We start from the raw sequence: 20878 nt of genomic DNA on the forward strand, positions 1-20878 counted from the left end.
ACCCCCGACCGATGCCTTAGAAGGGCATTGCTCTATCCAGCTGAGCTACTGAGACAAATACCTGCTAACACAGGCACAAGAACTATTATAGGCATGACACAATTAAAAGTCAACACTATATTTTATATTTAATTATTCTAACAAATTGTCTGTTCCACTAATTTATGCTGCATATTATAAAAGCTGACGAGATACTCTTCATTATTGGTCTCAATGACTGCATACGTCGCTTCTCTGAGGCCCCGTGGCTGCGTAGTACTTCCCGGATTGACGAATAGGATACCATCAATCATTTCGGCACCGTACAGATGAGAGTGGCCAAATAGCGTAATGGTCGCCTGCTGTTCTGCAGCAGCATAGGAAAGAGCCAGCAACGAGTTCTTTACGCCATGTTCGTGACCATGTACAACCATAACTTTTTCATCACCGGCCTGTACAGAAAATATGGCTGGCAGATGGGTATCTAGGTCACAATTGCCTCTTACAATATGTAAATTGGCAAGCAAGGGGTGATCTGCCGGCAATTCGCTATCTCCGCAGTGAAAAACGGCATCAGCCGGCAATGAAATAATTTCTTCGACAGTAGTCGTATCTCCATGTGAATCGCTTAGTACGATGAATTTCATTTATCTTCTCCCACTGTTTTTAAAAGCTCTGGCAGCTTTTCTTTTAGCTGCCTCAAAGCAGCGCCTCGATGGGAAATAGCACCTTTTTCTTCAGCTGACAATTCAGCCATCGTCCGCTCCTTTTCGGGCACATAAAAGATTGGATCATATCCAAAGCCGTTTGCCCCTTGTCGCTCTGCAGCAATAATCCCTTCACAACTTCCTGAAAAAGTGATAGTCTCAATTGTCGGCCCCGCAATTGCCAACACACAGCAAAAACGTGCCTGACGCTTCGCTGAAGGGACGTCGTTCAGGTTGCTAAGCAGTTTATCAATATTTGCTTCGTCGCTGGTCGGCTCGCCTGCATAGCGTGCAGAATAGACGCCCGGCTCTCCGTTCAATGCATATACTTCTAAGCCGCTGTCGTCTGCAATCACTGTTTTATTTAACAACTTCGAGACGGTCTCTGCCTTTAAAATAGCATTTTCTACAAAACTTGTTCCAGTCTCTTCTACATCAATACCCACTTCTAAATCTTTCAATGTCAGAACTGAAATGCCAAGCGGTTGAAATAATGCTTCAAAATCTTTTGCTTTGCCTTTATTGTTCGTCGCAATCAGTATTTCTTTCATTGTGCAGCGCCTGCCTGCTGTCCGACTTTATTCGCCAGTTCTCCTAACGTTTCTTTTTGAATCGCGATCAACCGCTCGATTCCCTGCTCTGCCAACGTCAGTAAATCATTCATTTCTGCACGGGAAAATGTCGCTTCTTCTCCTGTTCCCTGCAGCTCAACAAATTGGCCTTCTCCTGTCATGACAACATTCATATCAACATCTGCTGAAGAATCCTCAACATAGTCCAGATCGGTAATAAGCTGTCCATCCGGCAACTTGCCTACACTTGTTGCAGCAAGAAAATCGCGCACCGGGAATATCGGTAGTTTCTTTTCGATCTGCAATTTATTCGCAGCAATTACTAATGCGACAAACGCACCTGTAATAGAAGACGTACGAGTCCCTCCGTCCGCTTGAATCACATCACAGTCGATCCAGATCGTCCGCTCACCAATCGCATCCAAATCAACTACCGCACGCAGTGCTCGTCCAATCAAACGCTGGATTTCCATCGTGCGTCCGCCGACTTTACCTCTTGAAGATTCACGGATTGTTCGCTGTCCAGTCGCACGAGGCAACATAGAATACTCAGCCGAAATCCAGCCTTTTCCACTCCCGCGAAGAAAAGGAGGCACACGGTCTTCAATCGTTGCCGTACAAATCACCTTCGTATTGCCAACCGAAATTAGTACGGATCCTTCAGGGTGAATTAAATAATCCTTCTCAATCGTTACTGTCCGAATATCCTCAATTGCTCTGCCGTCATGTCTCATAATATATCCTCCATTAAAGTACAGTTTTTATTGTATATTACCTCTTCATCAAAAAAACATTCAACCCATCTTACCATACCAACAGTAAAACCCGAAAACAACTTACGTTTTCGGGTTCTAATTTCATTTGAATGTTATGGAACGTACATCAGGAAATGGAATGCTTAACCAGTCTGCAACAATCGAACGGAACTTCTCAACAGAGCCTGTTGTATAAAAAACAGGCAGTTGCGCTGCAGAGGATTCAATCTGCTGTTCACGCAGAATTCTGTCGACATCAATGACCGTTTCCACCGCAGATGAAATAATATGTTTTTGCCCATGAAAATGTTCTTCTATATGTTCTTGTAGCAGTGGAAAATGCGTACAGCCAAGAATTACCGTATCAAAAGAGCTGGCATGTAATGGCTGAAGAGTCCGATCCACTATTGTTCTTGCAGCAGCCGAACGGTATTCGCCGCTTTCTACAATCGGTACGAATTCCGGACAGGCTAATGAATGTACCACAGCTTCAGGTGTAAGTTGCTGAAGCGCCTGATCATACGCTCTGCTGTTCACTGTACCGAGTGTTCCAAGCACAGCGACTTCTCCCGTCGATGACGCTTTTACAGCAGCACGTGCACCCGGCTGTATGACGCCGATTACCGGAAATGAAAATAAGCTTTGCACTTTGTCCAATGCAACGGCTGTCGCAGTGTTGCATGCAATAACCAGCATTTTAACACCCATTTCTGCCAGACTGCTGACCATTTCCAGCGTAAACTGTAAAACTTCTTCTGCTGTCCGCGGCCCATAAGGACAACGTGCGTCATCGCCAATGTAAATAATGGGTTCATTCGGCAGATACTTTCGCAATTCTCTTACGACCGTCAATCCGCCGACACCCGAATCAATAACTCCAATAGGTGCGTTCACTGTAATCCCTCAATCTCTTTTCATCTCTTCATGTAACTTAGCAAGCAATGTCGTAAACTGATGAATTTCTTCTTCATCATAGTTTTTAAGGACATCTTGCAAGTAATGTTGCCTCTTTTTTATGACTTCCTCAATAATGCGTTCACCTTCAGGCAATAAATGAACACGAACAACTCGCCGGTCTTTGTCATCCCGTAAACGTTTGACCAACTGACTGCTTTCCATTCGGTCAACTAAGTCCGTCGTCGTACTGAATGCCAAAAACATTTTATTGGATAAATCACCGATTGTCATATCGCCATGTTCCAGCAGCCATTGAAGAGCACTGAATTGAGGAGGTGTAATCGTATAATTTTTTAGGATTTTACGTCCTTGCTCTTTTATAATTGCTGCAATATGACGCAAATCTTTTTCCATTAGCGCAATCTCGCATAAAAGGCTTTTTTGTTCGTTCGACAAAAAATCAGCTCCCTGAAATGATTCCTGTCTTTATATTGTACCTTTTTCATTGATGAACGCAATACTTTTACATGTTTTATTCTGAGAGTAGAGGGTTCGCTGTCACCTATTGTCATTCAATCACGCCTCGGCGTAATATAGTTATTCACTTAATTAAGCTTTAATTCTCCTAACCGCAGCAGTTCTACAATAGCTTGTGCTCTGCCTGATACACCCAGCTTCTGAATCGTATTGGATATATGATTCCGAACAGTCTTTTCACTGATCGTCAGCTGTCCTGCAATTTCTTTGGTCGTAAAATCATCAACGAGCAATGTGAAAATCTGACGTTCTCGATTCGTCAATAAAGAACGATTCTGCATTTCATCCAAGGTGCGCCCCTCCTCTTTACGCTTTCATCTTAAGATATGTGAGCGAGGGCGCGTCTGTGTAGGCTTTTTAAGCGTATTGCAGGAACACTTTCTTTTCTTCTTCAGACCAAGCGACCGGTCTACCTGTTCTTTTATTAATCTGAACAACTGTTCCTCTGCCTGTAAAGACTATTTCATTCTTTTCATTTTTCCCCATATAATGAAGATCTACAGATGTAGTCCCTAATGAATTCGCTTTTACATAAACTTTTAACTTCTCATCAAAGAATATTTGTTTAACGAAGTCACATTGCAAATCAGCAACAACCGGAATCATATCGGGATTTTGCTCAGCTTTTTCCATTACTTTAGTAAGAGTTTGCAGATATTGTATCCGAGCGTCTTCAAAATAAACGAAAACTTTTGTATTGTTTAAATGACCAAACATATCAGTGTCTGAAAAACGCACAGGTATTTCTGTATAGAAAGAGAATTCGCTCTCCCAATTTTGTAAGTCCTCAATGTAATTTGCTTTCATACTAACATCCCCTTTTCAAAATGAATGAACATTCATTCTTTTATTATATCAAAAAAAAGATGTTCGTCAACGCTTGCACAAGAACCGCTGACACGGACTTTTTCTAAAATTGAAGTCTACAAACTTTTCTAAAACATAAAAACGGCTCACCATAAAGGTAAGCCGTTTTTGACTGCAATCAGTCTACTTGATGATCACTTCCGAAGAAGTTCTTGAACATTTGAATTGTTGTAGCTCTTCCAATCGCACCGATGGATGTTGTCAAAGGAATTCCTTTTGGACATGCCACTACACAGTTTTGTGAGTTACCGCACTCCGTGATTCCTCCGTCAGACATCACCGTTGCCAAACGCTCGTCTTTGTTCATAGCACCAGTTGGGTGTGTATTGAAAAGACGTACTTGAGACATTAATGCAGGTCCCATGAAATTCGTCTTGTCGTTTACGTTTGGACATGCTTCCAAACATACACCGCAAGTCATACATTTAGACAATTCATAAGCCCACTGACGCTTACGCTCAGGCATACGAGGTCCTTCACCTAAATCATATGTTCCGTCAATCGGAACCCATGCTTTAATTCGCTTCAATGAATCAAACATGAATTCGCGATCTACAATCAAGTCGCGGACGACAGGGAACGTACGCATAGGCTCAAGTTTGATCGGCTGTGTCAATTGATCTACCAGCGCTGTACAAGACTGGCGCGGACGTCCGTTGATTACCATAGAACAAGCACCACATACTTCTTCCAGACAGTTCATATCCCAGTTCACAGGCGTTGTTTTCTCACCTTTAGCATTTACAGGGTTTCGTCTGATTTCCATAAGTGCCGAAATAACGTTCATGTTCGGACGGTATGGAACTTCAAAACGTTCTGTATATGGTTTAGAAGTAGCAGTGTCTTGGCGCTGAATATCAAACACAACTGTTTTAGTTGCCGTCGCTGTTTGTTGTTCACTCACTTTTGTCAATCTCCTTTCTTCGCTGAATAATCGCGTATACGTGGAGGAATAAGAGAAGTATCTACTTCTTCATACGTGATGATCGGTGCAGATACTCCGTCAAATTTCGCCATAGTCGTCTTCAAGAAATTCTCATCGTCACGATTCGGGAAGTCAGGCTTATAGTGCGCGCCACGGCTCTCATCACGCATTAATGCGCCGATCGTAATTACGCGTGCAAGGTACAGCATGTTTTTCAACTGACGTGTAAACATAGCTCCCTGGTTAGACCATTGTTGTGTATCTGTCATGCTGATATTTTCATAACGCTTAAGCAACTCAACAATTTTTTCGTCTGTCGCTTTCAGCTTATCGTTGAAACGTACCACTGTTACGTTTTCAGTCATTAATTCGCCAAGCTCTCTATGGATGACATACGCATTTTCCGTACCGTCCATTTTAAGCAGGTCTTCCCATTTCTGCTGCTCTTCTTGAATTGCCGCATCATAGATATCATTTGGCAGTTCATCAGCTGTACGCTTAAGATGCTTCATATAATCAATTGCGTTCGGTCCAGCGACCATACCGCCGTAGATTGCAGAAAGCAATGAGTTTGCACCCAGACGGTTCGCACCGTGCTGAGAGAAATCACATTCTCCAGCAGCAAATAATCCAGGAATACTTGTCTGCTGATGATCATCAACCCATAGTCCACCCATTGAGTAGTGAACTGCTGGGAAGATTTTCATTGGTACTTTACGAGGATCGTCCCCTGTGAACTTCTCATAAATCTCAATGATTCCGCCAAGCTTGACGTCTAATTCATGAGGATCTTTATGAGAAAGATCTAAGTACACCATGTTTTCACCATTGATACCCAATTTTTGATTTACACAGACGTCAAAAATTTCACGTGTCGCAATGTCACGTGGCACCAGGTTACCGTAGTCCGGATATTTTTCTTCTAAGAAGTACCAAGGTTTTCCGTCTTTATACGTCCAAATACGTCCACCTTCACCACGTGCAGATTCACTCATCAGACGAAGCTTATCGTCTCCAGGAATCGCTGTCGGGTGAATTTGAATGAATTCTCCGTTCGCATAACTCGCACCTTGCTGATACACAATTGAAGCTGCTGAACCAGTGTTAATAACAGAGTTCGTAGATTTTCCGAAAATGATTCCAGGTCCGCCGGTAGCCATGATGACAGCATCTGCTTTAAATGCTTGGATTTCCATTGTCTTCAAGTTTTGTGCTTTGATCCCACGACAAACTCCCTCTTCATCTTTAATGATTCCGAGGAATTCCCAGTGCTCATATTTCTGAACTAATCCCGCAACTTCATGAGAACGCACCTGCTCATCTAGAGCATAAAGTAATTGCTGTCCAGTTGTCGCACCTGCATACGCTGTACGGTGATGAAGTGTACCTCCAAAACGACGGAAATCCAATAGACCTTCTGGTGTACGGTTAAACATAACGCCCATACGGTCGAGTAAGTGGATGATTCCAGGAGCTGCTGCCGTCATCGCTTGCACTGGTTTTTGATTCGCTAGAAAGTCTCCGCCGTATACTGTATCGTCAAAGTGAATGTCGACCGAGTCGCCTTCACCTTTCGTGTTTACAGCACCGTTAATGCCGCCTTGGGCACATACGGAGTGGGAACGTTTCACTGGTACTAGCGAGAACAAGTCAACCGGTGTGCCAGCTTCTGCTGACTTGATGGTAGCCATTAAACCAGCTAACCCTCCACCGACGACAATCAATCTGCCTTTTGCCATTATTGTTTCACTCCTCAAATATTCATGATTTCATTAGTTAGTTGATTAAACAAATGCTAGAAGTGCCTGAATTCCGATAACTGACAGCACTAAGAATACGATCATTGTAATATAAGAAACGATTTTTTGTGCGTTTGGTGATTGTGCGATACCCCAAGTGACACAGAAAGACCAAAGTCCGTTCGCCAAGTGGAAAGTCGCAGATAGGATTCCAACGATGTAGAATACAAGCATAAGTGGATTCGATAAGATATCCGCCATCATGTTATAATCTACTGTTGCACCAAGTGCTTTTTGAATACGTGTTTCGTATACATGCCATGCGATAAAGATGACAAGGAATACACCAGTGAAACGCTGAAGCGTAAACATCCAGTTACGGAAAGTACCATAATGATTCACATTGTATTTCGCAGAAAAAGCTATGTACACCCCGTAAAAAGCATGGAACATTAATGGTATATAGATAATGAACCATTCCAAAAATGATACAAACGGCAAGTTCCCCATGAAGTTAGATGCATTGTTAAATGCTTCTTCACCGCGTGTTGCAAAGTGGTTGATAACTAAGTGTTGGGCAACAAATAGTCCGACTGGAATAACCCCGAGCAACGAATGTAGACGGCGTAAGAAAAAATCTGATTCTTTCGACAAGTCTTTTACCCTCCCTTATTTCTGAGATCATCCTCAATGAATGCAGATTCTCTATTTAGCTGCACTTCCTCGGTATCTCACTTCGTGGTACAATATGATAACATGTACATTGTACTCCTCTGTATGTGGCAGGTCAAGATGCTGTCAACTTTTTATACTTTATTGCGATTTTTCTAAAAATTACTCTAATCTTGTATGATTTTTTTCTGAAAGGATTGTCAATCATTGAATACTCAACAGACACAAGCCACGAACTTTGGTTATAACCTGATGCGGGATCATCTATTACCCACTTTACTAGGCAAACACGAAGACGATATACTCTATTGGCTCGGTAAAGATATGGCCAGAAAATTCCCAGTACTTTCGCTCGATGAACTGCCAGCTTTTTTTACTGAAGCAGGCTGGGGTAATCTGACGTTAGAAAAAACAGTGAAACAAGAAACACACTACACCTTACATAACAGCAGTCTGCTTGATCTTTCCGGAGGTTCCTGCTCATTGGAAGCGGGATTTTTAGCAGAACAGCATCAAAAAGTGAATGGTTATGTTACAGAATGTTACGGAGAAAAAATGTCGAAGGAATCATTCATTTATTTTATTGTTAAAGGTGATCCAAAATCGACACTATGAAACCCCCTCGACTAAGGTTAGGGGGTTTCTTCCTCTTTCGGTTCATTAAAATGGGCAATCAGCTCTCCAGCCACTTTCGCAGGTAACCCAGCTTCCTTCAATTGTTCTTCTGTAGCCTGTCGGATGGCCTTGACCGTTTTGAAATGTTTCAGAAGCTGCTGCTTTCGTTTAGGGCCAATCCCTTCAATTCCATCCAATGAAGACGTTAGCGAAGATGCGCCTCTGCGCTGACGATGGAACGTAATCGCAAATCTGTGCACTTCATCCTGTACGCGCTGCAATAAATAAAATGCTTCGCTTGTTTTCTTCAACGGAACAATTTCAGCGGGATTCCCATAAAGAAGTTGTGCTGTATTATGCTTATCGTCTTTCGCAAGACCTGCGATCGGTATCTCTAAACCTAACTCGTCTTCCAAAACTTCTCTCGCAATCTCCATCTGCCCTTTACCGCCATCAATGACAATCAAATCAGGCAAAGGCAGTTGATCCTTCAACACACGGGTATACCGGCGTCTGATCACTTCACGCATTGCTCCATAGTCATCATGTGCCGCAGCAGTCTTCGTCTTATACTTCCGATAATCTTTACGGTTTGGCCTGCCGTCAATAAATGAAATCATTGCAGATACAGGTTCTACTCCGTGTGTATGAGAGTTATCAAATGCTTCAATTCGCAGAGGGGTACTGATGGACATTGCCCGTCCCAACTCTTCGCACGCTCCGATTGTGCGCTCTTCCTGCCGTTCAATCAGCTGGAACTTCGCACTTAGCGCTATTTCTGCATTTTTATTCGCCAGCTTAACCAGATCTTTTTTCTTTCCTCTTTGTGGCACATAAATATTCGTATTAAGTAATTGCTGAGCAAGTTCTAAGTCTGCGCTTTCAGGAAGATGAATTTCTTTCGGTAGCAGATGCTGTGCTTCACCATAAAACCGTCCTAAGAACGTTAGCAGTTCATCTTCCGGATCTTGATAGGCAGGGAAAATGGATACATCACGTTCAATCATCTTACCTTGCCGCACAAAAAATACTTGAACACACATCCAGCCTTTATCAACTGCATATCCAAAAATATCACGGTCGGTAAAGTCGTTGGCATTCATATTTTGCTTTTCCATGACCGTTTCAATGTTTGTGATCTGATCGCGGTATTCCTTTGCGCGTTCGAATTCCAGCTCTTCTGCCGCTTTTTGCATCTTGTCCTGCAAATCTTTCTTCACTTCTTTATAGCCACCGTTCAAAAAACGGCTGATATCTGCAATCATTTCGGTATAGGCTTCTGCAGGTACTTCTTTAATACAAGGTGCTAGACATTGCCCGATATGATAATAAAGGCAGGCACGGGATGGTAGGGTTTGACACTTACGATAAGGATACAAGCGATCCAACAGCTTTTTCGTTTCATGTGCTGCTGTCGCATTCGGATAGGGTCCGAAATATTTTCCTGATTTCTTATTTACTTTTCTTGTAATGATGAGTTTTGGATGTCGCTCATTGGTGATTTTCAAATAAGGATACGTTTTGTCATCCTTCAGCATAATATTATATTTCGGATCATATTTCTTGATCATATTCAATTCGAGGATAAGTGCCTCGATTTCTGAATTGGTGATGATATATTCAAAATCCTCAATTTCACCAACAAGCCGCTGTGTTTTACCATCATGAGATCCTGTGAAATAGCTTCGGACGCGATTTTTCAGTACTTTTGCTTTTCCTACGTAAATCACAGTACCCTGACGATCCTTCATTAAATAGCAGCCTGGTAGTTCGGGGAGGATCGATAATTTATGTTCAATAATTTCATTCATTATTTTCACCTACTAAAAGACCGGGTGGCTACGATAGCTCCCGGTCTCTTGTATTTACGCGTGTTTTTCAACTAATTGTGCAAGTGCTTCTTTCGGTTGGAATCCAACAACCTTTTCCGCAACTTCTCCATCTTTAAATAGAAGAAGTGTTGGGATGGACATGATTCCAAACTGACTAGCTGTTGCCTGGTTATCATCGACGTTAACTTTGACGATATTTGCTTTACCTTCTACCTCGCCTGAAAGTTCTTCAAGCACGGGAGCGATCATTTTACATGGTCCGCACCAAGGTGCCCAAAAATCTACAAGTACCACGCCTTCTTTTACATTTTCAGCAAAGTTCGCATCTGTTGCATTAATAATTGCCATCAGTAATTGCCTCCTTTAATCTACAACTATATCGCATTATATCATGGAGGTTTCACTGGGGCTAAAAAAATGCTTACAGCTCAGTTCGCTTACTTAATTTTTTTGATTTCTTCAATCATAACTGGAATAATCTCAAAAATGTCTCCTACGATACCGTAGTCTGCAATCTTGAAGATATTCGCTTCTGGGTCTTTGTTGATCGCAACAATTACTTTAGAGTTCGACATACCTGCAACGTGCTGGATCGCACCTGAGATACCCGCTGCAATATAAAGATCTGGTGTTACGACTTTGCCTGTCTGACCGATCTGTAATGAATAATCACAGTAGTCCGCGTCACATGCACCACGGGAAGCACCGACTGCTCCACCGAGAAGGTTAGCCAATTCTTTAAGAGGTTCGAAACCTTCTGGCCCTTTAACTCCGCGTCCTCCAGCGACGATTACTTTCGCTTCAGATAGGTCTACACCCTCTGTTGACTTTCTAACTACATCTTTAATTACTGAACGCAGGTTAGTGATTTCAACTGTTTTTGAAGTGACTTCTCCCGAACGGCCAGCATCGTGCGCAAGCGGTTCAATGTTGTTTGGACGAATAGTGATAAACTGCAAGCCGTCCTTGATTTCTACTTTTTCAAACGCTTTACCTGAATAGATTGGGCGGATGAATTCTGCATCATCGCCTTCTCCTTCAATTTTTGTTACATCTGAAATTAGACCTGCTGATAGTTTACTAGCCACTTTTGGAGAAAGATCTTTCCCCATTGCTGTGTGTCCAAAAACGATACCTTCCGGAGACTCGTCTTCAAAAACAGCCATGAATGCCTGGCCAAAGCCGTCCGGTGTATAATGCTTCAAATGAGGATGTTCAACTGTTACGACACGGTCAGCGCCGTAATGAATCATTTCTTCACCTAATGACTGGACTTGATCTCCAATTAGAACAGCGACAACTTCCCCGCCGCCTGAAATCGTTTTCGCTGCTGCAACTGTCTCAAAAGACACGTTACGTAATTCGCCTTCGCGAGCTTCACCTAAAACTAAAATTTTCTTTGACATAATGTAGTCCCTCCTATTACGGTTCTATATGAATTAAATTACTTTCGCTTCAGAGTGCAATAATTTTACCAGCTCAGTTGCTTGGTCTGCAGGTTCCCCGTCAATTAGTCGGCCAGCTGCTTTTGCTGGAGGAAGGAATACATCGATTGTTTCAGTTTTCGCTTCCACATCATCTTCTTCAAGATCTAAATCATCAAATTCCAGCTCTTCTAAGGGCTTTTTCTTGGCCTTCATGATTCCTGGAAGAGATGGATAACGCGGTTCGTTCAATCCCTGCTGTGCTGTCACAAGCAATGGTAGAGACGTTTCAATCGTTTCAGAGTCACCTTCAACATCACGAACAACTGTTACAGTAGTCCCATCAATTTTAAGGTCAGTAATTGTTGTTACATAGTTGATGCCTAGCAACTCAGCAACACGAGGGCCGACTTGTCCGGATCCGCCGTCGATTGCTACGTTACCTGCTAGAATGATATCTACCTCTTTATCTTTCAAGTAATCTGCAATAATTTTAGCAGAAGTGAATTCATCCATTTCATCAATGTCATCTTCCACATCAATCAGAACTGCTTTATCTGCACCCATTGCCAAAGCTGTGCGCAATTGCTTTTCAGTATCTTCCTCACCGATTGACAGGACCGTTACTTCACCACCATGCTCATCGCGCAGTTGAATTGCCTCTTCTACAGCGTACTCATCATAAGGGTTGATGATGAATTCTGCGCCATCTTCTGAAATAGCCCCGTTTGAGATTGAGATTTTTTCTTCCGTGTCAAATGTTCTTTTTACTAATGCATAAATGTTCATTAATAAAACCTCCTATTCAATAATTACTTTCCGGTAAATGTAGGTTGACGCTTTTCAATAAATGCCTGAATTCCTTCTTTTGCATCTTCAGAAATAAAGACTTCACCAAACGACTTTGCTTCCGCTTCCACACCATCATGGAAGGACTGGTCTTTCGTGAATGACAGCATATGTAATGCATGCTTCACAGCAATCGGACTCTTATAACTGATTTTCTTTGCCAGCTTCAACGTCGCATCCATTAGCTCTTCGTCTGCATACGCATGATTGGCAAGCCCCCATCGAACAGCATCTTCACCTGAAATCGGGTCACTTGTCAGCATCATTTCTGCTGCTTTAGCGACTCCGACCAGACGCGGCAGACGTTGCGTTCCGGCAAATCCGGGAATGAGTCCTAATTGCAGTTCAGGCAAACCTAGTTTTGCAGACTTCGTAACAAGCCTAATATGACATGCCATAGCCAGTTCCAATCCTCCGCCAAGTGCAGCTCCATGAATGGAAGCGATTACAGGTTTCTGAAAATTTTCTAAACGCTCAAATACTTCCTGGCCCTTCCCCGAAAGCTTCGAAAACGCATCACCTGTATTGACTGTCGTAAATTCTTTAATATCTGCTCCCGCTGAGAAGAATCTGCCTTCCCCATAGAGAACGACGACTCGAATTTCATTGTCGTTCTCTACATTGGTCAAGAGTTGATCCACTTCTTCAATTAATTTTGATGAAAGTGCATTTGCTGGAGGGTGATCGATTTTCGCCAATGCGATATGACCGTCCTTTTCCATCTTAATCAATGACATCTACTACATCCCCTTTGATATTATACAGTTATTTTTGCTGAAATCCATGCAGTAACATCTTGCTAACTTTTGGAGCTAGACTAACTAAATCATACTTCTGTTCATTCATAACCCATGAAGTGATCGTTTCATCCATAGTTCCGAATAGCATTTGCCGGGCCAGACGTAAATCCAAATCAACTGCAAATTCTTCATTCTTTACCCCTGTGTCAAGTAGATTATCCAGCAAGATCAAATATTCCTTTAATACATTATTAATTTGGAAACGCAGATCTTTATTGGACTGTCTAAGCTCCAGCTGGGTGACAATAGCTAAATGAGGATCATCCTGCAGCACTCTGAAATGGTTTTCTACAACTTTTCCTAATTTCTCTGAGGTGGAAAGATCTTTAGTTAATATTTCTTTAACGTTCTCTACAAAAATCGTCATTTTCTCCCGGAAGACAGAAATGAGAATATCTTCTTTATTCTTAAAATAAAGATAGATTGTTCCATCAGCCACTCCCGCTTCTTTAGCGATCTTCGAGACTTGAGCTTGGTGGTATCCATTTTCCGCAATTACGATAACTGCAGCATCCACAATTTGTTTATACTTAGGTTTTGTCCGTTTCAATATCTTTCACCACCAAAAAAGAAAATATGAATGATGATTCATTCATATTTTCATATTAATAGACTTTTTAGTTGTAGTCAAGTTTTTTGTTAAGAAGTTTTTAGCGTATCATTGCTCTCAGTTAATCTCTTTCGTTCTTCGTCCACAAGCGAGCGGCGAAGAATTTTACCAACTGCTGTTTTCGGCAGATCATCGCGGAATTCATACTTCTTAGGAACCTTAAATGCCGCCAGCTGCTTCCTGCAGTACTTATCCAATTCTTTCTCTGTTACGGAATGACCGTCTTTTAATACAATATAAGCTTTTACTGTTTCACCGCGGTATGGATCAGGCACGCCCGCTACGATACATTCTTGGATATCAGGATGCTCATACAGCACTTCTTCAATTTCTCGCGGATAAACATTAAAACCACTTGCAATAATCATATCTTTTTTACGATCCACAATATAGAAATAGCCGTCTTCATCCATATAACCTAAATCACCAGTCAGGAACCAGCCATCACGGAACGTTTCTGCCGTATCGTCCGGCCTGTTCCAATATCCTCTCATAACTTGAGGACCTTTCACAGCAATTTCCCCTATTTCCCCGACAGGAAGTGATGCAGTTGATCCAGGACCGAGAATGCATGCATCTGTATCTGGCCAAGGCACACCGATAGATCCTCGTTTCTCCAGTCCATCCCAGACAAAGTTCGCCAGTGCTACAGGAGAAGTCTCTGTAAGTCCATATCCTTCAACCAATTTTCCACCGGTGATTTCCTCAAATTTCTCTTTCACCTCAACAGGCAGTGCAGCGGAACCGCTGATACATGCTTTGATGGATGAAAGATCATATTTATTCAAGTCAGGATGATTTAAAAGTCCGATGTAAATAGTCGGCGCACCCGGGAACAGAGTAGGTTTCTGCTTGTCAATATCTTTTAATGCTGTTTTGAAATCAAATTTCGGAATCAGCACCATTTTGTGCCCTTTCATTACAGCATAAATCAGCACAGTTGTCATCCCATACACATGGAAGAACGGCAGAATTCCCATAATTGTTTCTTTACCTTCTTCTGTTTTATAAAGCCATGCACTACACATTTCTGTGTTGCTTATTAAATTGGAATGTGTTAATTCCACTCCCTTAGGAGGTCCAGTTGTTCCGCCCGTATATTGCAGAAGTGCAATATCGCCTTTTTCATACGAAACATGAACAGGCTTTGGCTTTGTGGACTTCATTATTTCAGTATATAAATGATGCATTCCCCTGTGTTCAACTTTTACCGTAACACCGTGTTCTTTCTTTTGAATAAACGGATAGATCAGATTCTTAGGGAACGGCAGATAGTCTTTAATACTTGTAATGATTACATGTTCCAATGAAGTAGATTTCACAACTTTTGAGATTCTCGGGAATAAGATGTCTAATGAAATAATAGCTTTTGCCCCAGAATCTGACATTTGATAAGACAACTCACGTTCTGTATACAGCGGGTTCGTCTGTACGACAATGCCGCCTGCATAGAGGATACCGAAGTATGCGATGGCGCCCTGAGGACAATTTGGAAGCATAATTGCTACACGGTCACCCTTTTCGACACCCAACTTCTGCAGATACGTTGCAAACTTTAAAGCAGACTCATGGAACTCTCTAAACGAAATATCCTTTCCCATAAAATGAATTGCAGTTTGGTCCGGATACTTTTTCCCTGATCTCGTTAAGTATTCCTGCAATGGAATTTGATCGTATTCCAACGTAGTCGGAATTTCAGGGGGGTAGGTTGATAACCAAGGTTTCTGTGTCATCTTCACAACTCCTTCACTTGTAATTAATTATTTGAATATTCCTTGTTCATTAGTATATCGATAAACCATTTAGTTTACAAGATAAATATGAAAGCGCTTTACTAGATTCGACAGTCGCAATATCGGAATTAATCTATTAGATGTCTGCCCATAGAATAATATGCGTCTTCAAATAATTAATACCTCCTGAATCTAAAAACACACCCGACAGAAGTCAAGGTGTGTTTGTGAAGAGCCAGTATACTCCGACCAAAACGAATAATATACAGACCGCAATTAAAATTTTAATTAATCTTTCCATAATACGCTATCCCCTATGAAATACTGGCTCCTATAACGAAGGACAGACCAACCGAAATACAAAGAGAAATGAAACCGACGGAACGATTATCCGCCTGTATTTCATCATCCACTTTAAACTTCGGGGTCAGGAATTCAAAAAGCAGGTAGGCAAAGACGAGCAACGTGAAGCCAAACAATCCCCATCCCATCATCTGCGGAAGACTGTTGTGCTGTTCAATGGAATAGCGGAAAATATTTGCGACACCAAAAATCTTACCGCCTGTTGCCATCGCCACGGCCAGATTGCCCTTACGAATTTCTTCCCAGTTTTTATATTTTGTTACAACCTCAAATAATACCATGGAGACGATCAGACAAAGTGTTACCACACTAAAATACCCTGCAGTTTCAACTAACGGATGACTCCAAAATCCCGTATAATTCATAATTTCGGCACCCTCTTTATATTCTCTTGCTTGTCTTACGATTGATAGTGCCGAAAAGTTTCATTTTATTTCAATTCAACGATTGTTACCCCGGAACCGCCTTCACCGGCCTCGCCAAAGCGGTAAGAATTTACGCGGGAGTGCTTTTTCAAATATTGCTGGACACCTTTTTGCAAGGCACCTGTCCCCTTGCCGTGAATGATGGAAACTTGATGATAGTTGGACAGCAGTGCATCATCCAAATACTTTTCAGTGCGTGCAATTGCATCTTCATAACGTTCGCCCCGCAGATCCAGCTCTAGTTTCACATGTCCCGAACGGCCTCTGACTGCTGCAGATACCACTTGTCTCTTCTCTTTTTCAGGTTTAATGTATTCAAGTCCCGTCTCGGGTAGTTTCATTTTTAAAATACCGATTTCAACGACCCATTCTTTTTCAGAAACTTTTTCGACCAAAACGCCTTTTTGCCCGTATGCCAGAACTCTGACTTCATCACCAGGCTGAAGTGGACGAGGAGCTGCTTTCGCCTTGATCGCTTTCTTTTTCTTTTCTGCAGGAGCAGCCCCTTCAAGACGCTTCTTCGCTTCGATCAGTTCATGTTCTTTAACACTCGCCCCAGCAGTCATACGCAGTGCACGCAAATCCGAAATGACAGCTTCTGATTCTATTTTTGCCTGTTCCACGATTTTCTTCGCACGTTCTTTTGCCGCATCTGTTAAGCGATCCTTCTGCTCTTCAAATTCTGCAAGCTTGGCATTTAATTCTTTTCTCAGCTGCTCTGTTTCCAGTAACACATCATGAGTCCGTTCCGCATCTTTTTCCGACTGCACACGACTGGTTTCCAATGAAGCAATCATGGAATCTACTTCTCCGCGGTTCTCTCCGGTAAAACTTTTTGCCCGGTCAATAATATGGTTATGCAAACCGAGTCGCTTTGAAATCTCAAACGCATTACTTCGTCCTGGCACGCCGATTAACAGGCGATACGTCGGACTCAGCGTATCAATATCAAATTCCACACTGGCATTCGCCACTCCGGGACGGTTATAGCCGTAAGCTTTTAATTCTGGGTAATGAGTCGTCGCCATGACACGCGCCCCGCTGCCATGAACTTCATCCAAGATCGAGATTGCCAAAGCAGCCCCTTCTTGCGGATCAGTACCTGAACCTAATTCATCAAATAATAATAATGAACGATCATCGAATTTCTTCAGAATATCCACTATATTAACCATATGAGAGGAGAACGTACTCAGACTTTGCTCAATCGACTGCTCGTCCCCTATATCAGCGTAAATCGAATCGAACACAGCAATTTCTGAACCATCCAACACAGGAATCGGTAGTCCGGCCTGTGCCATCAGTGTACAGAGTCCTACCGTTTTTAGTGTTACCGTCTTACCGCCTGTATTTGGTCCCGTAATAACGATCGTTGTAATCTCGTCACCAAATTCAATCGTATTGGCAACCGCTTCTTCGATCGGCAATAGCGGGTGGCGCGCTTTGGCAAGACGCATATAACCATTCTGATTCACTTCGGGCTTCGTACATTTATTTGCAGTTCCATATTTCGCTTTCGCTAAAATAACATCTACTTCGGCCAATAGCTGTACCAACGTAAATAAATCATGCGCAACTGCTTGAACCTCTGCAGAAAGGGCAAGAAGAATTTTTTCGATTTCTTCCTGCTCCTTCACTTTCAAACTGCGGATTTCATTATTTGCCTGAACTACCGCATCGGGTTCAATGAAAAGTGTCTGGCCAGAAGAAGACATATCATGGATCACGCCGCCGTAATGGGAACGGTATTCCGCTTTTACCGGAATCACATATCGGTCATTCCGCATGGTGACTATGGCATCTGAAAGCATTTTGGAGGCGTTTTTCCCTCGCGTGTAACTTTCCAGTCTTTCTCTGACCCGGCTTTCCTGTATACGAAGGCCCTGCCGAACAGATCTTAATGCAGCAGATGCACTGTCTACTACCCTGCCGTTATCATCGATCGCTGCATTGATTTCATGTTCAAGTCCTGTCAGAATGGGCAGCGCTTCTTTACGGCCAATTAAATGCGGAATCGAAATCTCGCCTTCAGCAGTTACCGCTTCCAAAAACTGTCGCAAGATTCTGCTTGCACGGATAGTGTCTGCTATTTCCACTAACTCCATCGCGCTGAGCATCCCGCCAATTTGTGCTCGCTTTGCATGCGGTCGAATATCATGAATGCCACCCATCGGCACATTCCCTCGTATTCGAAGCAAAGCTAATCCTTCATCTGTCTCTTCCAATAAACGCTGAACATCCTCTAATTGATGGGATGGAACTAGCTGCTCCACATGTGAACGTCCTGCTGACGATGTACACTGGGCAGCCACTTGCTCAATAATCTTATCAAATTCAAGTGTTTTTAAGACACGTTTTTCCAATGTCTTACACTTCCTTTCATTTACGGATAACGTTCTTGATGAATGTTTCTACCGACCATGTATTGATTACTTGCTCAGCCGGAAGCCATGCTTTTTGTGCATATTCTACGCCAATCGGCATATAATCCAATTGCTCTGTAGCATGAGCATCTGTATTGATCGCTATATTGACGCCTGCTTCTTTTGCCATAAGTAGATGCTCTGTGCGCAAGTCCAGACGGTATGGGTTGGCATTGACCTCTAATATTTTCCCGTATTCGCTAGCCCACTTGATCAGCTGCTCCATGTCAGGATCATAGCCTTCCCGCTGTCCAATAATGCGGCCGGTCGGGTGTGCAATCATATGAACGTACGGATTTTTGCATGCAGAATGCAGCCTTTCCATAATCTGTTCCTGCGGCTGATTGAAACTCGAATGAATGGATGCAATAACAAAATCCAGTTGTTCCAGGATTTCATCATCAAAGTCCAATGTGCCGTCCGGTAAAATATCCATTTCAGTTCCACAGAACACTTCTATATCATCGTACTTTACACTGACTGTACGGATTTCTTCTATTTGTTTCAGCAGCCTTTCAGGTGTTAATCCGTTAGCTACTTTTAAATATTGGGAATGATCGGTGATGACCATATGTGAATAACCTTTCGCACGGCAGGCTTCCACCATTTCTTCTATTGAATAACCACCGTCGGACCATGTCGTGTGCATATGCAAATCAGACGTAATTAATTCGGGTGATACCAACGTTGAAATTTCATTTGCCCGGTCTATTTCGGTTCCGTCTTTGCGAATACTCGGCGGAATGAAAGGCAGATCAAAATAAGCATAAAACTCTTCTTCGCTAGTAAAAGTTTGAACCTCTCCTGATTCGTCTTCTACACCATATTCACTGATTTTCAGTTTCCGGCTTTTCGCAAGCTGACGCATTCGGACATTATGTGCCGCAGACCCAGTGAAGTGATTCAATGCCGAGGCAAATTGTTCATTTGTCACGAAACGAAAATCTGCATCAATGGCGTTTTCCATATCAAGTGAGATCGATAGTTTTGAATCTCCTCCGGCAATCACTTTTTCAATCGGCAATGCAGCAAGTATTTTTTCACGAACCGTTGAAGGTTGTTCCGTCACCAGAATCCAATCAACGTCAGAGCTTTCCTCTTCACGTCTGCGATAACTGCCTGCCACATGAAACTTCTCAATTTCTTCAATTAACTGCAATTCTTTTTCAACGAAATCGACAACCTTTTCCACTTGCCAGATTGGTGTTTTACCTGAGCGCTCTGCAAGCACTTCAATTTCTCTTAATAAGTTTTCTTCTGTCTTTTTACCGAAGCCCGGCACTTTACTCACTTTTTGCTCTTCACATGCCTGACGCAGCGCTTCCACTGAATCAATATTCAGCGCTTCTCTCAGCTTGGCAATCTTTTTGCCGCCTAATCCAGGAATATTCAGCATCGGAATCAAGCCTTTGGGCACCTGATCTTCTAGCTCTTTAAGCACTTCAGATGAACCGTTTTCCATTAAATCTGTGATGACTGCACCCGTTCCTTTTCCGATTCCTTTCAATGAAAGAATATCGTCCATTTCAGTCAGGCTTCTCGTATCCAATTCCAAAACAGAGGCCGCTTTTCTGAAAGCCGCCACTTTGAAATGATTTTCTCCAAGCAGTTCCATATATAACGCTATTTTTTCAAAAGTACGGATAATCGTCTTTTTATTCAAATCAATATCCTCCTCACTCTGTTAAAAAAGCTTCCACGCTAACGGGAAGCTGTCGTTTCATATGTACTTTCATCAGCCTACGTACACAAACCACCAATTTTTAATTGCCGATGAAATAATCGGTGTGTGTTCAAACATCGCCTTTGCCAGTAATGAATGGCGAAGAGAATTTTGAATAATTTCTATTGGCAAAATCGCCAAGATAGATAAAAAGAAAAAGATGATGAAGTAAAATTCAATAAATCCAAAACCAGCACCAAATAGACGGGCACCAAAGCCTAATACCGGTAAATGTTTTAAGAAGTCCAACATCGAGCCAATTAACTGAAGCGCCAATTTAACTGCTACAAAAATAAAAATAAATGCGATTAAGCGATAAAATGTCATATCTAAATCTAAATGATCAAATGTCCAGCTTAATTTCGCATCCGCCGTCGCTCCCGGATAAGGTATCCACAGGATCAACTTTTCTGCCAGCGGCTTGTAATACA

General features: G+C 42.4%; 22 protein-coding genes. 1 reads left to right on the forward strand and 21 read right to left on the reverse strand.

What is annotated here, in order from left to right:
* Positions 1 to 137: 137 nt before the first annotated feature.
* From Q1J64_RS02875 to Q1J64_RS02920, 10 genes are all read right to left on the reverse strand, one after another.
* The gene (locus Q1J64_RS02875; protein WP_301107593.1) at positions 138 to 626 is read right to left on the reverse strand and encodes a metallophosphoesterase; all 489 of its coding nucleotides are present in this window, start codon (positions 624 to 626) and stop codon (positions 138 to 140) included.
* Entirely contained in the window at positions 623 to 1237 is a 615-nt protein-coding gene (locus Q1J64_RS02880) for an XTP/dITP diphosphatase (RefSeq protein ID WP_301107594.1), read from the reverse strand. Before Q1J64_RS02880 ends, Q1J64_RS02875 begins: the two co-directional genes overlap by 4 nt.
* The gene (gene rph, locus Q1J64_RS02885) at positions 1234 to 1992 is read right to left on the reverse strand and encodes a ribonuclease PH (RefSeq protein ID WP_301107595.1); all 759 of its coding nucleotides are present in this window, start codon (positions 1990 to 1992) and stop codon (positions 1234 to 1236) included. Before rph ends, Q1J64_RS02880 begins: the two co-directional genes overlap by 4 nt.
* A gap of 123 nt (positions 1993 to 2115) precedes the next feature.
* A complete protein-coding gene (racE, locus tag Q1J64_RS02890) occupies positions 2116 to 2907 on the reverse strand; it encodes a glutamate racemase (RefSeq protein WP_301107596.1) in 792 nt (263 codons plus the stop codon).
* Between the two features lie 9 nt (positions 2908 to 2916).
* Positions 2917 to 3324 (reverse strand): MarR family winged helix-turn-helix transcriptional regulator, encoded by a 408-nt coding sequence (locus tag Q1J64_RS02895; protein ID WP_301107612.1) that lies wholly within the window; start codon positions 3322 to 3324, stop codon positions 2917 to 2919.
* A gap of 191 nt (positions 3325 to 3515) precedes the next feature.
* On the reverse strand, positions 3516 to 3728 hold the full coding sequence (locus Q1J64_RS02900) for a helix-turn-helix domain-containing protein (RefSeq protein ID WP_301107613.1): 213 nt from the start codon (positions 3726 to 3728) through the stop codon (positions 3516 to 3518).
* Positions 3729 to 3804: 76 nt separating this feature from the next.
* On the reverse strand, positions 3805 to 4254 hold the full coding sequence (locus Q1J64_RS02905) for an acyl-CoA thioesterase (RefSeq protein WP_301107597.1): 450 nt from the start codon (positions 4252 to 4254) through the stop codon (positions 3805 to 3807).
* Positions 4255 to 4432: 178 nt separating this feature from the next.
* Positions 4433 to 5227, reverse strand: coding sequence for a succinate dehydrogenase iron-sulfur subunit (sdhB, locus tag Q1J64_RS02910; RefSeq protein ID WP_301107598.1), 795 nt, complete (start codon positions 5225 to 5227; stop codon positions 4433 to 4435).
* Positions 5224 to 6978 carry a succinate dehydrogenase flavoprotein subunit gene (gene sdhA / locus Q1J64_RS02915; RefSeq protein WP_301107599.1) on the reverse strand — a complete coding sequence of 585 codons (1755 nt, stop codon included), beginning with the start codon at positions 6976 to 6978 and terminating at the stop codon, positions 5224 to 5226. Before sdhA ends, sdhB begins: the two co-directional genes overlap by 4 nt.
* A 45-nt stretch (positions 6979 to 7023) precedes the next feature.
* Positions 7024 to 7632: a succinate dehydrogenase cytochrome b558 subunit gene (locus Q1J64_RS02920; RefSeq protein WP_301107600.1), complete on the reverse strand. Its 609-nt coding sequence runs from the start codon at positions 7630 to 7632 to the stop codon at positions 7024 to 7026.
* A 225-nt stretch (positions 7633 to 7857) separates the two neighbouring features.
* Here Q1J64_RS02920 and Q1J64_RS02925 point away from each other — a divergent pair, with 225 nt between their 5' ends.
* Positions 7858 to 8265, forward strand: a complete 408-nt coding sequence (locus Q1J64_RS02925; protein WP_301107601.1) for a YslB family protein — start codon at positions 7858 to 7860, stop codon at positions 8263 to 8265.
* A gap of 17 nt (positions 8266 to 8282) precedes the next feature.
* Here the strand turns inward: Q1J64_RS02925 and uvrC are convergent, their stop codons facing one another.
* The 11 genes from uvrC to Q1J64_RS02980 all read right to left on the reverse strand — a co-directional run.
* Positions 8283 to 10076, reverse strand: a complete 1794-nt coding sequence (gene uvrC / locus Q1J64_RS02930) for an excinuclease ABC subunit UvrC (protein ID WP_301107602.1) — start codon at positions 10074 to 10076, stop codon at positions 8283 to 8285.
* 54 nt (positions 10077 to 10130) lie between these two features.
* Entirely contained in the window at positions 10131 to 10445 is a 315-nt protein-coding gene (gene trxA, locus Q1J64_RS02935) for a thioredoxin (protein WP_009497578.1), read from the reverse strand.
* Positions 10446 to 10534: 89 nt separating this feature from the next.
* Positions 10535 to 11503 carry an electron transfer flavoprotein subunit alpha/FixB family protein gene (locus tag Q1J64_RS02940; protein ID WP_301107603.1) on the reverse strand — a complete coding sequence of 323 codons (969 nt, stop codon included), beginning with the start codon at positions 11501 to 11503 and terminating at the stop codon, positions 10535 to 10537.
* Between the two features lie 33 nt (positions 11504 to 11536).
* Positions 11537 to 12310 carry an electron transfer flavoprotein subunit beta/FixA family protein gene (locus Q1J64_RS02945; protein ID WP_301107604.1) on the reverse strand — a complete coding sequence of 258 codons (774 nt, stop codon included), beginning with the start codon at positions 12308 to 12310 and terminating at the stop codon, positions 11537 to 11539.
* 23 nt (positions 12311 to 12333) lie between these two features.
* Complete coding sequence (locus tag Q1J64_RS02950; protein ID WP_301107605.1) at positions 12334 to 13107, reverse strand: enoyl-CoA hydratase; 774 nt, start codon at positions 13105 to 13107, stop codon at positions 12334 to 12336.
* Positions 13108 to 13135: 28 nt separating this feature from the next.
* The gene (gene fadR / locus Q1J64_RS02955) at positions 13136 to 13720 is read right to left on the reverse strand and encodes a fatty acid metabolism transcriptional regulator FadR (protein ID WP_301107606.1); all 585 of its coding nucleotides are present in this window, start codon (positions 13718 to 13720) and stop codon (positions 13136 to 13138) included.
* 89 nt (positions 13721 to 13809) lie between these two features.
* Positions 13810 to 15513: a long-chain-fatty-acid--CoA ligase gene (locus Q1J64_RS02960; RefSeq protein WP_301107607.1), complete on the reverse strand. Its 1704-nt coding sequence runs from the start codon at positions 15511 to 15513 to the stop codon at positions 13810 to 13812.
* Positions 15514 to 15827: 314 nt separating this feature from the next.
* A complete protein-coding gene (locus Q1J64_RS02965) occupies positions 15828 to 16241 on the reverse strand; it encodes a DUF350 domain-containing protein (protein WP_301107608.1) in 414 nt (137 codons plus the stop codon).
* Between the two features lie 65 nt (positions 16242 to 16306).
* Complete coding sequence (locus Q1J64_RS02970; RefSeq protein WP_301107609.1) at positions 16307 to 18664, reverse strand: endonuclease MutS2; 2358 nt, start codon at positions 18662 to 18664, stop codon at positions 16307 to 16309.
* Between the two features lie 16 nt (positions 18665 to 18680).
* Positions 18681 to 20387: a DNA polymerase/3'-5' exonuclease PolX gene (gene polX, locus Q1J64_RS02975; RefSeq protein WP_301107610.1), complete on the reverse strand. Its 1707-nt coding sequence runs from the start codon at positions 20385 to 20387 to the stop codon at positions 18681 to 18683.
* 72 nt (positions 20388 to 20459) lie between these two features.
* On the reverse strand, positions 20460 to 20878 hold a 419-nt coding region (locus tag Q1J64_RS02980), incomplete at its 5' end, for a CvpA family protein (protein WP_301107611.1).

The organism is Sporosarcina sp., assembly GCF_029257255.1.
Taxonomy (GTDB): Bacteria; Bacillota; Bacilli; order Bacillales_A; family Planococcaceae; genus Sporosarcina.

Bases quoted from the DNA above. Each gene is read 5' to 3' on its own strand.
- Q1J64_RS02875 (WP_301107593.1), bottom strand. From the start codon at position 626: ATGAAATTCATCGTACTAAGCGATTCACATGGAGATACGACTACTGTC.
- Q1J64_RS02880 (WP_301107594.1), bottom strand. From the start codon at position 1,237: ATGAAAGAAATACTGATTGCGACGAACAATAAAGGCAAAGCAAAAGAT.
- rph (WP_301107595.1), bottom strand. From the start codon at position 1,992: ATGAGACATGACGGCAGAGCAATTGAGGATATTCGGACAGTAACGATT.
- Q1J64_RS02895 (WP_301107612.1), bottom strand. From the start codon at position 3,324: ATGGAAAAAGATTTGCGTCATATTGCAGCAATTATAAAAGAGCAAGGA.
- Q1J64_RS02900 (WP_301107613.1), bottom strand. From the start codon at position 3,728: ATGCAGAATCGTTCTTTATTGACGAATCGAGAACGTCAGATTTTCACA.
- Q1J64_RS02905 (WP_301107597.1), bottom strand. From the start codon at position 4,254: ATGAAAGCAAATTACATTGAGGACTTACAAAATTGGGAGAGCGAATTC.
- sdhA (WP_301107599.1), bottom strand. From the start codon at position 6,978: ATGGCAAAAGGCAGATTGATTGTCGTCGGTGGAGGGTTAGCTGGTTTA.
- uvrC (WP_301107602.1), bottom strand. From the start codon at position 10,076: ATGAATGAAATTATTGAACATAAATTATCGATCCTCCCCGAACTACCA.
- trxA (WP_009497578.1), bottom strand. From the start codon at position 10,445: ATGGCAATTATTAATGCAACAGATGCGAACTTTGCTGAAAATGTAAAA.
- Q1J64_RS02940 (WP_301107603.1), bottom strand. From the start codon at position 11,503: ATGTCAAAGAAAATTTTAGTTTTAGGTGAAGCTCGCGAAGGCGAATTA.
- Q1J64_RS02945 (WP_301107604.1), bottom strand. From the start codon at position 12,310: ATGAACATTTATGCATTAGTAAAAAGAACATTTGACACGGAAGAAAAA.
- Q1J64_RS02950 (WP_301107605.1), bottom strand. From the start codon at position 13,107: ATGTCATTGATTAAGATGGAAAAGGACGGTCATATCGCATTGGCGAAA.
- Q1J64_RS02960 (WP_301107607.1), bottom strand. From the start codon at position 15,513: ATGACACAGAAACCTTGGTTATCAACCTACCCCCCTGAAATTCCGACT.
- Q1J64_RS02965 (WP_301107608.1), bottom strand. From the start codon at position 16,241: ATGAATTATACGGGATTTTGGAGTCATCCGTTAGTTGAAACTGCAGGG.